21 protein-coding genes are annotated in these 12,571 nt (G+C 73.0%); 1 reads left to right on the top strand and 20 read right to left on the bottom strand.

Annotated elements, in window-relative coordinates; all coding sequences use genetic code 11:
• Positions 1-9: 9 nt before the first annotated feature.
• The 17 genes from ACZ7C5_RS01470 to ACZ7C5_RS01550 all read right to left on the bottom strand — a co-directional run bounded on the left by ACZ7C5_RS01470 (position 10) and on the right by ACZ7C5_RS01550 (position 10,977).
• On the bottom strand, positions 10-414 hold the full coding sequence (locus ACZ7C5_RS01470; protein ID WP_401081145.1) for a hypothetical protein: 405 nt from the start codon (positions 412-414) through the stop codon (positions 10-12).
• 9 nt (positions 415-423) lie between these two features.
• A complete protein-coding gene (locus ACZ7C5_RS01475; protein ID WP_401081148.1) occupies positions 424-924 on the bottom strand; it encodes a hypothetical protein in 501 nt (166 codons plus the stop codon).
• The gene (locus tag ACZ7C5_RS01480) at positions 924-1,334 is read right to left on the bottom strand and encodes a phage tail protein (RefSeq protein ID WP_401081151.1); all 411 of its coding nucleotides are present in this window, start codon (positions 1,332-1,334) and stop codon (positions 924-926) included. The genes ACZ7C5_RS01475 and ACZ7C5_RS01480 overlap by 1 nt, the downstream gene beginning before the upstream one ends.
• A 13-nt stretch (positions 1,335-1,347) precedes the next feature.
• Entirely contained in the window at positions 1,348-2,079 is a 732-nt protein-coding gene (locus tag ACZ7C5_RS01485; RefSeq protein ID WP_401081154.1) for a hypothetical protein, read from the bottom strand.
• A gap of 3 nt (positions 2,080-2,082) precedes the next feature.
• A complete protein-coding gene (locus ACZ7C5_RS01490) occupies positions 2,083-2,532 on the bottom strand; it encodes a hypothetical protein (RefSeq protein WP_401081157.1) in 450 nt (149 codons plus the stop codon).
• Between the two features lie 9 nt (positions 2,533-2,541).
• The gene (locus ACZ7C5_RS01495) at positions 2,542-3,147 is read right to left on the bottom strand and encodes a phage gp6-like head-tail connector protein (RefSeq protein WP_401081160.1); all 606 of its coding nucleotides are present in this window, start codon (positions 3,145-3,147) and stop codon (positions 2,542-2,544) included.
• The gene (locus ACZ7C5_RS01500; RefSeq protein WP_401081163.1) at positions 3,144-3,452 is read right to left on the bottom strand and encodes a hypothetical protein; all 309 of its coding nucleotides are present in this window, start codon (positions 3,450-3,452) and stop codon (positions 3,144-3,146) included. Before ACZ7C5_RS01500 ends, ACZ7C5_RS01495 begins: the two co-directional genes overlap by 4 nt.
• 59 nt (positions 3,453-3,511) lie before the next feature.
• A complete protein-coding gene (locus tag ACZ7C5_RS01505; protein ID WP_401081166.1) occupies positions 3,512-4,744 on the bottom strand; it encodes a phage major capsid protein in 1,233 nt (410 codons plus the stop codon).
• A gap of 86 nt (positions 4,745-4,830) precedes the next feature.
• Positions 4,831-5,517, bottom strand: a complete 687-nt coding sequence (locus tag ACZ7C5_RS01510; protein ID WP_401081169.1) for an HK97 family phage prohead protease — start codon at positions 5,515-5,517, stop codon at positions 4,831-4,833.
• Positions 5,517-6,707, bottom strand: a complete 1,191-nt coding sequence (locus ACZ7C5_RS01515) for a phage portal protein (RefSeq protein ID WP_401081175.1) — start codon at positions 6,705-6,707, stop codon at positions 5,517-5,519. The genes ACZ7C5_RS01510 and ACZ7C5_RS01515 overlap by 1 nt, the downstream gene beginning before the upstream one ends.
• Before the next feature lie 11 nt (positions 6,708-6,718).
• Entirely contained in the window at positions 6,719-8,224 is a 1,506-nt protein-coding gene (locus ACZ7C5_RS01520; RefSeq protein ID WP_401081178.1) for a terminase, read from the bottom strand.
• A complete protein-coding gene (locus ACZ7C5_RS01525; protein WP_401081180.1) occupies positions 8,136-8,411 on the bottom strand; it encodes a hypothetical protein in 276 nt (91 codons plus the stop codon). The genes ACZ7C5_RS01520 and ACZ7C5_RS01525 overlap by 89 nt, the downstream gene beginning before the upstream one ends.
• A gap of 107 nt (positions 8,412-8,518) precedes the next feature.
• A complete protein-coding gene (locus ACZ7C5_RS01530; RefSeq protein ID WP_401081183.1) occupies positions 8,519-8,800 on the bottom strand; it encodes an HNH endonuclease in 282 nt (93 codons plus the stop codon).
• Between the two features lie 272 nt (positions 8,801-9,072).
• Positions 9,073-9,282: a hypothetical protein gene (locus tag ACZ7C5_RS01535; protein ID WP_470321674.1), complete on the bottom strand. Its 210-nt coding sequence runs from the start codon at positions 9,280-9,282 to the stop codon at positions 9,073-9,075.
• Positions 9,279-9,602: a DUF6221 family protein gene (locus tag ACZ7C5_RS01540; RefSeq protein WP_401081189.1), complete on the bottom strand. Its 324-nt coding sequence runs from the start codon at positions 9,600-9,602 to the stop codon at positions 9,279-9,281. Before ACZ7C5_RS01540 ends, ACZ7C5_RS01535 begins: the two co-directional genes overlap by 4 nt.
• A complete protein-coding gene (locus tag ACZ7C5_RS01545; RefSeq protein ID WP_401081192.1) occupies positions 9,599-10,189 on the bottom strand; it encodes a hypothetical protein in 591 nt (196 codons plus the stop codon). The genes ACZ7C5_RS01540 and ACZ7C5_RS01545 overlap by 4 nt, the downstream gene beginning before the upstream one ends.
• Before the next feature lie 65 nt (positions 10,190-10,254).
• Entirely contained in the window at positions 10,255-10,977 is a 723-nt protein-coding gene (locus ACZ7C5_RS01550) for a hypothetical protein (RefSeq protein ID WP_401081195.1), read from the bottom strand.
• 101 nt (positions 10,978-11,078) lie between these two features.
• Between ACZ7C5_RS01550 and ACZ7C5_RS01555 the strand changes: the two genes are divergently transcribed.
• Positions 11,079-11,321: a hypothetical protein gene (locus tag ACZ7C5_RS01555; protein ID WP_401081198.1), complete on the top strand. Its 243-nt coding sequence runs from the start codon at positions 11,079-11,081 to the stop codon at positions 11,319-11,321.
• Here the strand turns inward: ACZ7C5_RS01555 and ACZ7C5_RS01560 are convergent.
• Genes ACZ7C5_RS01560 through ACZ7C5_RS01570 form a run of 3 tightly spaced genes read right to left on the bottom strand, consistent with a single transcriptional unit; the run spans position 11,288 to position 12,542 of the window.
• Positions 11,288-11,938 carry a zinc finger domain-containing protein gene (locus ACZ7C5_RS01560; RefSeq protein WP_401081201.1) on the bottom strand — a complete coding sequence of 217 codons (651 nt, stop codon included), beginning with the start codon at positions 11,936-11,938 and terminating at the stop codon, positions 11,288-11,290. The two genes, ACZ7C5_RS01555 and ACZ7C5_RS01560, sit on opposite strands and share 34 nt — an antisense overlap.
• A gap of 2 nt (positions 11,939-11,940) precedes the next feature.
• Positions 11,941-12,312, bottom strand: a complete 372-nt coding sequence (locus tag ACZ7C5_RS01565; protein WP_401081204.1) for a hypothetical protein — start codon at positions 12,310-12,312, stop codon at positions 11,941-11,943.
• Positions 12,309-12,542: a hypothetical protein gene (locus ACZ7C5_RS01570; RefSeq protein ID WP_401081207.1), complete on the bottom strand. Its 234-nt coding sequence runs from the start codon at positions 12,540-12,542 to the stop codon at positions 12,309-12,311. Before ACZ7C5_RS01570 ends, ACZ7C5_RS01565 begins: the two co-directional genes overlap by 4 nt.
• Positions 12,543-12,571: the final 29 nt, after the last annotated feature.

Raw genomic sequence — 12,571 nt, forward strand, 5'->3', positions numbered from 1 at the left:
CGATCCGCCTCATCCGGCGATCGGCGGCAGGACTTTTCCCTCGGGCTCCTCGTAGGCCTCGGCGATCTCCCGGTCGAGCTGGGCGAGGACGGCCGCCCGCTGGTCGGCCGGAACGCTCTCGGCGGCCTCGGCACGGATCAGCTCCAGCTCCGCCCGGCTGTGCTCCAGCGTCAGTTCGTCCCAGGCGAAGTCGACGTCGTCGAAGCGCAGGGTGGGGTGGGCGCGCTTCAGGAACACGAACAGCAGCGCACGCCGGCACAGGCCATTGCCCTTGATGACGGACTGGGTGAAGTCGGAGAAGTCCCGGCCGCTGAGCTTCTCCAGCTTCTCGCGCTCGGCGCTCATGAGCTTGGTCGGCTGGTACGGGAAGCGCTGGGGCTCGTCGCTGCCCTCGGGGTGGTAGACGAGGTACACGGTGTTCTCCTATCGGGCCCGGTCGGCGATCCGGCGGGCCATGCTCTCCATCGCGTCGGCGACGGCCTGGCGGTAGGTGTCGGCGTTCGGGGTCATGGCGCGGTCGAACCAGTTGACCTTGCCGTGCTGGACGCGCCAGACGCCGCGCCCGAACGTCTGGGTGCGCCAGCCGCTGGCGCGCTGGGTGCGCTTGGGCGCGTTCGCGAAACCGCGGATGCCCTGGATCTTGCGGCTCTTGACGCGGGCGCCGGTCCAGCGCCCGCCCAACTTGACCTCGGGGCGGATCTTCTTGGCGATCGCCGAGCGCAGGGCGGGGGCGGCGGTGCTGCTGGCGGCCATCGACATGATGCCGCTCTTGGCCTGTTCGGCCGCGGGCTTGAGCGCGTCGCGCATGTTCTTGGCCAGCTCCGCGCGCAGCTGCTTGCCGTCCTCCTCGGCGCGCAGCGCGGCGGTGAGCGCGTCGAAGCCCTCGAAACTGACCGAGAGGTCGACCGGGTTCTGTCCGGCCATCAGCTGGTGGCGCGGACGACTTCGCCCGACGTCGGGTAGCTGACGCCAGCGGTGGCCTCGTCGCCGACGCTGCCGGAGACTGGGGCCCACTCCTTCACCAGCACCTGCCCGGAGTACTTCGGGTTGGAGAGGCCGACGGCGGCCTGGGTGGGCCGGACCTCGAAGGGCACGACCTGGCCGAGCAGCGGCCACATGATGCTGTCCAGCTTCCCGGCGGCGTAGTCCTGGAGGAACTCGCAGGCCAGGGTGCCGGACTTGAGGCCGCCGATGGACACTTTCCAGCCGTTGGAGACGAACGTGGTGACGTCCTTCTCTTCGACCTCGACGGCCAGTTCCGCTTTCTTCGCGAACTCGGCGAGGACGTTCCCGGCGATGTTCAGATACTGGGCGGTGAGGACCATGGTGGGCATGGTGCGCTCCCTTCTACTGGACGCCGACGGCGCCGACGAACGTGAACGAGGGGGTGGTCCCGGATATGGTCCAGGCGAGGCGCCACCACGTGTCGGTGCCCGGGGCCGGGACGGCGAGGGCCTGGCCGCCGAGGCCGGTGGCGGCGGCGAACGTCGCCCGGACGGTCGGGTCGGTGAACGCCTGGTCGGCGGCGGATTCGATGCGGACGGTCAGCGTCGGGGTGGTCCCGGCGGCGGACAGGACGTGGAGGGTGGCGTACAGGGCCCGCCCGTCCGGCACGGGGCCGAGCTGGAGGGCGGTGCCGGCGCCCGCACTGGAGCGCGCGGTGCCGGGCGGGTGGGCGATCCGGCCGCGGGCGATCACGCCGGTGCCGGACGCGCCGGCGGTCCAGGGAGCGAGGTCGCCGACGGCGCCGCCGAGGGTGTAGTCGGTGCGCAGCGCCTGGGTGAGGTAGGCGAGGGAGCCGACGGCGGCGAGGTGCGGGGCGACGGTCCAGGGGACGACGCCGCCCAGCTGGGCCCACGTGGCGTCGTCGATCATGCCCGGGTCGCCGGCCTCCCAGAATCCTTCAGCGGAGAGCTTGCTGCTGCCGAGGCCGCCCTGGACCCGTGACCAGCCTCCGGAGCCGAAGACGGTGCGGTCCTTGACCTCGACCTCTGCCGACAGTTCGGCCTTGTTGGAGACGCCGGTCAGGTCGGCGCCGCCGGTGAACAGGCGGACGTCGGTGAGGACTTGGGCGGGCATGGGTCACGTCCTTCCGTCGCCGATGACGCGGATGATGATCTCGGCGCCGACGTACTGGGTGCCGGCGTGCTCGTACCAGCGGTAGCCCTGCACCCGCTCGACCCTCAGGTCGTGGGCCAGGCCGCCGAGGGCGGGCTCGCCGGGGGCGCCGCGGGCGGCCTCGATGGCCTGCTTGAGGGAGGCGGGGCCGGCGCCGGACAGTGTGGCGTCGAGGATGAGCTGGGCGGCGCGGTCGTCCTGGCGGCCGACGAGGATGCGGCAGGTGAACTCGGCTTCGTCCCGGCCGCGCCCGAACGTGCGGTCGTAGTCGACGGTGTACTCGCCGACGAAGAAGTGGGGGGCGGACACGCTGTCGGGGGTGTAGCCGGTGCTGGTGAGCTTGGCGGCGCCGGCGGGGAGGGTGACGGCGCGGGCGGCGTCGGCGATGGCGGCGCGCACGGCGGCGAACTGCACTGGGGCCTCCTATCCGAAGCCTGGCAGGATGAAATGTTCGAGCAAGTTCCAGACGTCGGGGTCGCGGCGGGAGAGCCGGACGACGCCCCACTCGGCGGAGCCTGTGACGCCCTCGGGGGAGTCCTTGCGCCGGTAGAGGCGGGCGGCCTGGATGAGGGTGGCCTGGACGATGTCGTCGGGGACGGCGGGCCAGCCCCAGCGGGCGGTGACCCGCACGCGGGTGATGCCGTAGCCCCAGGTCCCGGCCGGGAGGACGAGCGCGGCGACCGGGCGGCCGCGTACGAGCGCGTTGTCCGGTCCGGTCTCGTACCCGGTGACGGCCGTCCAGGTGCCGGCGGCGCCGGTCTCGACGAGCAGGCCGGCCGAGTCGCCGATGTCGTCCACGACCAGGCGCTCGCCGCCGTCGGCGGCCAGGGTCCGGCCGTTGGGGTTGTAGACGCGGGCCGATGCCATGTTGTCGAGCCAGAAGCGCCGGCCCGTCGCGGAGTCGATGCCGCGCGCGGCCGCGCTCAGCGCGGTGGTGAGCAGCTGGTCCCGGGTGAAGTCGCCGGGGTCGATCTGAAGCGCCAGCTTCAGCGCGTCCAGGGTGGCGTAGTCGGTGGCCACCACGGTCACGTCCGGACGATGTTGCCCTGGGCGTCCCGGGGCAGACGCGGGCGGCCGCGGCGGCGCGCGCCGGTGCCGTCCTCGGCGGCCTCGTCCTCGGGCTCGGCGTCGTCCGGGTCGTCCTCGGGATCGGTGTCCTCGGGGTTGTCCTGCTCGTCCTCGGGATCGTCCTGTTCCTCGACGACGACGACGGCGTTGCGGTGGGCGGCGAGCTGGAGGGCTTCGGCCTCGGGCAGGTCGAGGACGGTGCCGGGCGGCGGCCAGTCCTGGCCGTCGCGGGTGCCGGACATCTGGACGAGCATGCGCACGCGCACGGGTTAACTCCTCACTGTGGTGGTGCGCCGGCGCGCGGGTGCGCGCCAGCGCGGGCCGGTCAGGTCGCGGCGCCGGCGAAGTGCTTGATGGCGCCGGTGGTGTCGACCTGGTCGCCGTCGCCGCGCAGGATCGCGCGGTAGGTGATCAGGTCGCTGTTGAACGCGTAGTCGTCCGAGCGTTCGAACCGGATGCTCTCGACCTGCCGGACGAAGTAGGTCGAGAAATCGCCGAACAGGATCGACTTCGCGGTGACTGCGGCGGCGGGCATGTTCGGGTCGGTGTACAGGGGCTTGCCGAGGATGGTGTCCGGCGAGCCGGACAGGCCCGGGGTCCACAGGTAGGCGCCCGTGCTGTCCTTGAGCTTGCGGACGGCGGCGACGGTGGCGTCGCGCATCATCCAGCCGCACGAGGCGCTGGCCCGGTACGGCGCGATGACCGCGTAGAACAGGTCGATCAGGTCGTCCGCGGACGGGACGCCGGCGACGCCGGTCGCCCCGGTCTTGCCGAGCGAGGCCGCGGTGAGGACGCCGTTGGGCTGCGAGGCGCCGGTGCCGGCGACGAGGTGCGCACCGAATCCGTTGCCGAGCGCGCGGCCGGCCTGGGTGGCGAGGTAGCCGATGAGGTCGACGGCGGTGTCGTTGGCCAGCTCGTGCGAGACCTGGAGCAGCAGGCCGTACTTGTAGGCGTCGAGCGGGACCTGGCCGAAAGCCGGGTCGTTGGCGGGCAGGGTGCCGGCCTCGGCGACGATCGCGGCGTTGGAGGAGTGGGCGGTGGTCCTGGGGACCTGCATCTGCTCGCCGGTCGTCGTGGTCAGGACCGTGGGCCCGGCGGCGAGGACACCGGACACCTCGATCATGTGCTGGACCAGTCGCCGGTAGAAGCTGACCGGAACCGTGTTCGCGCCGGCCCCCGCGGTCAGCTTGGACAGGGTCCGCAGGTCCATCGGCATCGGCCCGTCGGGCCGGATCTCGAAGGCCCGGGAACCGGACTGGCCGGTCAGCCAGGACCGGACCTGCTCGGCCTCGCCCGAGGCCTTCGGGGCGTCGCGCTCGGCCGGCCGCTTGAGCAGCTCCGCGAAAGCGGCCTCCGCGTCGGCCGCGCGCTGCTCGGCCGCAGCCATGTCCTTGACGCGCTCGTCGATCCGGTCGAGGTCGGCGTTCAGACGCTGGTAGGTCTGCTCCTCCTCGCCGGACAGCTCGCGCTTGTCCGCCTCGGCGGTGTCCAGCAGGGCCTTGGCCTGCTCCCAGATGCCGGCGCGGCGCTCCTGGAGCCGCTTGATGAAGTCGCTCACGTGCCCTCCCTGGGCATGACGGTGTCGCCCGCCGGCCGGGCCGGGGGCGTGGTGGATGTGGGTGTCGAGGTGGGGTGCGCCCTGCCTCAGGGGGTGCGGCGCCGGAGAAGCTCGGCGCGCCGCTGCCGCAGGCTCACGAGCGGGTGGGGGTCGCCCTGCCCGGTCGGAACCGTGTCGATGACGGTGGCCGCGGGGGTGCGGCTGAGGAAGGGGGCCAGGCCGTCGCCCGCGGCGGCGGCCCGGACTTCCTCGACGGTGGCGCCGGCGCGCTCGGCGAGCGAGCGCAGCCCGGTGTCGGTGTCGAGGTAGGCCGGGCTGTTGACGGGGGCGACGTCGACCAGCTGGCCGGACAGCAGGGTGCGCAGCGGGAAGCCCTGGTCGGTCATGCTCCAGTCGTCTTCGAAGGTGAAGAAGGCGAACGAGGATCGGGTGACGTCGCCGCGCTGGACCAGCTCGTAGACGTCGGCGCGGGCGGACGGCAGGTCGGCGGTGTAGTCGAGGCCGGTGCCGTCCACGGCCAGGCGCAGCGTGCCGCCCGCGATGGTGCCCAACAGGAAGTCGTCGTCGTGGTTGTAGCGGGCCAGCGCCTCGGGCCAGCCGTCGCCCTCAGACTTGGCGAAGAAGCCGGGGTCGATGCGTTCGACGAAGCCGCCGAGGTTCCGCGAGAGCTTGTTGAACTTGGCGGCGTACCCGCCGATGGTCATCTTGCCCTGGCCGGTGTCCGCGCGGACCTCGACCAGGCCGCGCGCCGAGCGGCGCTCTGCCGTGCTCATCAGGCCTCCAGGGCCGGGGGTTGTGGGTTGGCGGCAGCGCGCTGCGGCCCGTACAGGTCGCCGCCGGCGCCCGGGGGCAGCGGGCCGAGGTTCTCCAGCGCGCGGATCTCGTCGAGGTTGCGCCAGCCCTGTGCCAGGGCCAGGCCGTGCGCCCGGTAGCGCTCGATGATCGTGGTGCGGACCATGGCGTCCACGTTGAAGCGCACGGCCTCATGCCCGGGCATCAGGGTGGAGAACTTGTTCTCCAGCCGGACCAGCCACGGGCGCAGCGTGAGGACGACCAGCTCGTTGGCGGCGGCCTCGACGTTGGTGTAGGTCATGGAGCCGCCGGAGTCGCCTCCGACCATGGTGGGCGGGACGCCGTAGATCGCGGCGACCTGGCTCGCGTTCAGCCTCATCGTCTCGATGAACTGGCTTTCCTCGGGCGAGACTTGGAGCGCGGTGAAGTCCCAGTCCGAACCGAGCACCAAGGGCTTTCGGGAGCGGATCCGGGCGGAGATGCGGTCGCTGATCTCCTCGGACTCGTCCCGGGTGATCGTCCTGCTGCCGTTCTTCAGCACGCCCGGTGGCGTGCCGCCGTTGCGGAACCAGGACAGGCCGTAGTCGGTGGTCTCCAGGCCCACCCCGATGGTGCGGGCGAAGATCTGGACGGGGGAGAGGCCCTTGACGTGGCCGGGGAGCACCATCCAGGGGATGTGGACGATGTCGGCGTCCGGCACGCGGCGGCCCTGCCAGTAGAAGACGGGTCGGACGGGGTCGGTCTCGTCGACGTAGACGTCGTCGGGGTTGAGCCACTCGATCATGGTGGGGAAGCCGAGGTCGTCCCGCTGGGTGATCAGCCCGTAGGCGTTGCCGCGCAGGCACAGCGACAGTACGCACTTCTGGAGCCAGGTGAACAGGTCGTCGCGGGCGGCCGGCGCCCAGAGCAACTGGGGTACGTAGGACAGGGGTTCGCGGCTTGCGCCGTCGCGCCGGTACAGCTGGAGCGGCAGCGAGGCGACCTGTTCGGAGATCAGGCGCACGCACGCCCACAGCGGGATCAGGGACAGCGCTCGCTCGGTGGACACCTGGGACTGGGCGGGACCGCCCGCGCTCCAGGGAAGGGCGGTGATCGCCCGCGACGTCGCGCCGGCGATCCACCGGAACGGCGTCGCCAGCGCGCGGCCGAAGCGGCCCATGCGGCTGGACATCGTCACCTCCTTCACAGGACGGAGTCGAGGACGTCGTAGTCGACGCCGTGGACGAGGTGGGTCCGGGTCTCCCAGGCCCAGCGGGCGAGGGTGACGGCGACGAGGGGGGAGATGTCGACGGTGGAGATGCGTCGGCCCCAGGCCCAGGCGTCGCCGAGCGGGCGGGTCTTGGCGCCGCGGATCGCCTCGGCGACCTCGGGCTGTGCGGTGTGCCGTACGGTGCGCTGGGTGATCGCGTCGACGAGCTGGCCGCACGCGGCGGCGACGTCCGGCGCGGCCGGGACGGCGAGGTCGCCGCGGGCGGGCCGCTCCGGGTCATCGGGGCGGCCGATGCCGGCTTTGTCGAGGTCGACCAGCAGGCTTCCCGCGGGCCCCTTGGCGTCGAGAGCGATGGCCACCGGGTCCCAGCGGTCGGCGAGCTGCACCAGGCGGTCGACGATCCACTCGGTCCCGGGACGGCGGTCGATCACTTCCAGGTGGCCGGTGCCGTCGGCCCGCAGCCCGTACGCGGCGATGCTCGCCCAGTCCCGGGACGGGGTGACGTCGAGTGCGAACGCGACGTCGCCGACCGGCTGGGACTGTTCGTCGGCGAGGTCGTCCCACACGGCCGGGTCGATCACGCCGCCGCCCTCGGTGAGCCGGGGCAGCCAGGCGCCGAGGCGCTCAATCATGAAGCGCTCGCCGAGGCCCGAGGGCAGGGACTCGCCCCGGACGAACTCCTCGGTCATGCGCCTGCCCATCGCCGGGTTGCAGGCGAGCCACAGGTCGACGTCCTGGGCGGCGCGGCGCCGGTGCTCGGGGTCGGTGGGGTCGAGATCGGTGCCCCAGTCCATGTGCATCATGCGCGGGTCCGCGCCGGATTCACCGTCCTCGCGCAGCCCGTAGCACCACGCATCCGGGGTGAGCGGCGGCGTGCCGAAGAACCACAGTTGCGGATCCGGCCGGGCCGACATGGTGGGCAGCTGGGCGGCCATCTGCTCCGGGACGATCTCCTGCGCCTCGTCCATGATGTTCTTGTCGCCGGAGAAGCCGCGGCCGCTTCCCCTGCTGCGGGCGATGAAGCGCAGCCGCCCGCCGCCCGCCGAGCGGGTCAGCTCGATGCCCTGCTCGCCGTTGGCCTGCCAGTACCGGTTCACCCGCCGGTCCAGGTCCGGCGTGGACTGGACCAACTCCTTGATCCGAAGAAAGCCCTCCTGGGCGGTCTTGTACTCGTGCGCCGAGTGCAGGATCAGCCGCTCTCGGGTGAGGAACAGCCAGCCCAGTTCCAGGGCCTCGATGATGCCGCCCTTGCCGTTCTGCCGCGGCACCCACACCGAATTCTTGAACGACGCCCACGACCCGTCGGCGCGCTCGCCCAGGCCGTGCGTCAGCACGAACTGCTGCCACGGGTCCAGGTACAGGCCTGCCGTCGCGGCGAGGTCGATGAACTCAGGTGCCGCGCTGGCCGCCGCCGGCGGGTAGGTCGCCACCCTGGGCACCTGCGCGCCGAGCCGCACGGCGAGCGGAGAGGTCGTCAACGGGGCTCACCTCCCAGCCGCCCGGAAGCGACTCCAGCTCGGCGAGCGTCGCCCGCAGCTCCTTGGACACCACGGCGACGGCCGGACCTTCGAGGGACTCCAACTCTGCGGCCAGCTTGTCCCGGACCGCTTCCAGCGCGGCCCGCCGGTCGCCGCCCGACACCGCCGAGGACACCGGTCCGACCATGATCGACACCCCCTCGGATGCGCGGGGAGAGATACGGAAGGCTGGGCGCGGGGCCGTCCGGCCGCCCCACCCAAAAACGGACATCACCCCAGGTCACAATTTTGTGATCACCAGTCACGGGACGTGCGCACCGCGCGCGTGATCGGTCGTGCGCCCCTCTCGGTGTTGCACAGCCGGCCGCACACCGGGCACGGCGCGTTGGCCCCGTGCGCCGGGCGCATGCCGTGCGGGTCGAGGGGCTGGCCCGGGTCGACGCTCACCGGAGTGAGGTGGTCCGCCTCGCCCGCCCCGTCGTGTCCGCAGATGTGGCAGACCGTGCCGTAGATCGCGAACATCTCGCGGCGTGCGCGCTGGTACGGGCGGCCGGACCGGTGCCGGCCTCGGGACATGCTGCTCCTCTTCGGGAGGGGGGTGCCTGTTTTCGGAGGGAGGGGGGGTGTTTTTCCCGGAGGGGGGTGCCTGTTGGAGCGCCGGGGGCGATGACGCGGGGGCGGCGGTCGAGGTCGCGCGGAGTGGGGGTGCGCTGCACGGTACCTCCGGGGTGTGGGGACGACGAAGGGCCCCGCGGCAGTCGCCGTCGGAGCCCTTCGTGATCGTCTGCGTCACCCGGATCAGGACACACGGGTGGTGGCCAGATCGTTGCACCGTGTTGCGCCCCTGGTCAAGCGGGATCGCCGCGGGGCTTCCAGCGTTCGACCAGGGCCAGCGCGGTCTCGGCGGAGTACTCGGGGTTGTGCGAGGTGCCACCGATTCGGGTGAGGTGGCCGCGGTGGACCCAGCCGCGGACGGTCGCGGCGGGTACGCCGAGACGCCCGAGGTCGGATCTGGTCACCCTGCCGGTGGGCGGTACGCGGTCACGGGGGCTGGTCATTCGGGATCGGGTGCCCAGTCGGGCCGGTAGTCGGGGTGGTCCTGGTACGGCAAGGCCAGGAGGCGGAGCGTCTCGCACGGGTGGTACTGCCCGAAGCAGGCGGTGCAGTACGGGCCGTCGGCCGGGCCCTCACGGAGGAAGCGCAGCGCCCTCGGGTCGCGCTCGACTGTGTGCAGGTCGAGGATGCGCCGTGTGGCGGCAACGCCGGCGAGTGCGCGGGCCGGGTCGTGGCGGGCGATGTGTGCGGCGGCAGCCTGGACGATCCGCTCGTCGTCGGAGATCCGGGCGCGGAGGAATTCGGCGAGGTCGGTGCTGCTCATGCCGTCACCTTGACACGGTCGGTGGGGCTGGAGCAGCACAACTGCGTGACCCGGGTCGGGTGGAGGCTGGCGGCGTCGGCGACGAGCTGGCGCGGCACATCACCGGCGCGCAACCGCCGGATGAGGTCATCGCGGGTTCTGGCCGCGGCGGCGGCGCGCTGGAGCTGAGCGAGCGCACTCACCCCCAGCGCCGAGCCGTCGTTCGGGATCGGCTCCCAGCCCCCCAGCTCCTTGTCGGCTTGCTCCAGGTGGTGGGCGGCGTCGTCGGCCGGGCGCTGGGCGAGAGGTATCCAGCCGATGGTGATGAGGGTGGGGCCGGGCTGCGGGGTGATCGGGCTGACGAGCTGTCGGCGGCCGGTGGTGTGGACGCTCACCTCGCCGCGGGCGTAGGTGGTGTGGGTGGGTGCGCGGCGGTGGTCGGGCTGGTCACCGAGCTGCACGGTCAGGGTGGTGGCGCTGTCCGGGGCGGTCTCGACGCCCCAGACGGTCACGGTGCCGGTCAGTGCCCAGGCGCCGGCCAGGCCGTGCAGCTGCGCGGTGAAGACGGTGCCGATGGTCCAGTCGGCGGGAGGGGTGAGCGGGCTCACGGGAGTCTCCGGGTGGGGTGAGAGCGCTCACCGGGGCGGGGTGAGCGCGGTGCGGTCGAGGGGGGTCAGAGTCCGAGGGCGGCGTAGGCGCGGGCGTGGGCGGCGCGGGTGCGGCGGTCGTCGAGGTGCGCACCGGTCAGGCACTCGGGGTGGTCGCACGCGGTGGTGACGTGGCCCTCGGGCGGGCGTCCGTAGTGCTGCGCGAACACGACGCGGGCGGGGACCAGGTGGTGGCCGCGGTGGTTGAGCAGCGGGCGGCCGCGGGAGTCGGAGGGGCCGGTCCACGTCAGGTGCCCGCCGGTGGCCGGGCGGGTGAGGGCGGTCAGCTTCGCCTCGGGGCTGTCGAACACGGCGCGCGGGGTGCGGGCGACGCGGTGGTCGGCGGTGTCGACCTGGTGCTCGGGGGCGACGCAGCCCGGAAGGCCGCAGCCGGCCTTGGCGTAGCCCTTGGGGTCGGTGCCGTGGTGGATTCGGTAGGCGACGCGGTGGGCGCTGTAGGCGGTGCCGGAGTGCCGCATCACGCGGCCGCCGCCGCTGGTGTGCTCGCCGGTCCACGTCAGGTGGCCGCCCTCGTCTGGGCGGGTGTGGCTGCGCCATTTCTCTTCGACGGTGCGCGTTTGCGGGGTGCCGCCGGGCAGGGACGGGATGCCGGCGTCGATGCGCAGTTGGCGGACGGCGCGGCGGTCCATGTGCAGTTCGGTGGCGACGGAGGTCGTGGATCGGCCGGCGCGCAGCAGGCGGCGGGCCTGGCGGTGCTTGGCGGCCAAGTCGGCACGGGACGGAGGCATGAATTTCCTCTAACTGTCAAGCCAGGGGCGTTAATTGATCGTTAACGGGGGTCGGGGAGGCCCTGGAAGGATGTGGCCATCACCAACGAACGGAGGCGGTTGTGCAGGTCGGACTGTGGTTCCCGGACGACACGGAGCGGTGCGTCGAGATGCCGGCGGTACCGCGGGCGGGCGACGTCGTGGTCTGGATGGCGGGTGAAGACGCGGACCGCGTCTGCCTGACCGTGGAAGCGGTGGAGTGGACCGTGCTGGGCCCGGACGATGTGGCGCCGTCGGTGCTGCTGCGCCCGGCCGGGGACGCGGGCGGGAGTCACGCGGCTGCGGTGGTGCCGGCTGTGGCGTGATGCATGCGACGGCGCAGCTGAAGCCACTGGAGCTGGTCCCAGGTGGTGCCGCACCGGGCGCAGCGGACGGTGGTGCCGCCGTGCGGCAGTTGGAGGCGGCCGCCGCAGGCCTCGGCGGCCGGGCGGCCGGGGTCGGCCGGGTGGTCGCCGATGTCGGTGGGCCGGTCGGTCGGGGCGATGTGGCGGGCGGCGGCCTGGTGAAGCTGGGCGACCTCGAAGGCAAACTGGCCGGCGACCGGCCAGTCGAGCTGGATGTAGGCGAGGTGGTCGCGCAGACCGACGGCGGCGCGGCGGACTCGGCCGGCGAGGTCGCCCCACGGTGCCGGCCATGGGATGTCGGCGTCCTGGTGGAGGGCCTCGCGCCACGTTTCCAGATCGCTCACGATGCCGCCGGGGCCGATCAGGTCCAGGACGTCCTCGGCCACCGGCAGCGGGGCGTCGGGTCCGGCCGGGACGGTGCCGAGGCGGTCGCGTACCTGGGAGGAGGGGCGCAGGTACGCGCCGAGGGCGGTGTAGAGATGCGGAAGGTCGACCAGGTGGCGGCCGAGGCGCTCGGCACACGGGGTGCAGAGTCGGCCGGGGGTGTCGTGGGTGGTGCAGAGCTGACAGGGGGCCATGTTCAGGCCTCCTGGGCGGGGTAGTCGTCGGCGATCCGGTCCAGCTCGGCGGCCAGGTCGAGGCCGGCGTCGGCGAGCGCGGCGCTCAGGCGGTCGAGGGCGTCGGGCCCGGCGTCGGCGAACACGACCCGGTAGACCGTGAGTCGATGCTCGGCGGTGCGCAGCTGCTCGGCGCTGCGGCGCGCAGCGGCCCGGGTGCCACCGGCGCTGCGCTGCTCCTGGGCGCGGTCGGTGCGGTCGTGCTCCCAGAGCCGCAGCAGGATGCCGGCCTCGTCCGGGCCGAGGCGGTCGGCGGCCCGGCGGACGAGGTGGTCAAGCTGGGCCAGCTCGGTGGCGGTGAGCGGCAGGAGTGTCGGGCGGCGAGCGGGCTTCACCGGGCGCTCCCGACGGCCTCGACCTCGTCGGCGGTCATCGACAGCGGCATGCGGACCGGGTCGTCGTCCAGCAGGACGCCGAGGCCGCCGCACCGGCCGGTGTCGACGCTGTCGACGGTGCCGAGCGCACCGGCGGGGAAGTCGGGTTGCTCGGGGGCCCAGTCGGCGGCGGCGAGGTCGATGTTCGTGCGGACGCGGTCGCCGATGGCGTAGGCGGGCTGGATGGTCACGGCGGTCCTTTCGTTCGGGGAGGTCGGGG

This window comes from Kitasatospora sp. NPDC036993, from assembly GCF_055607525.1.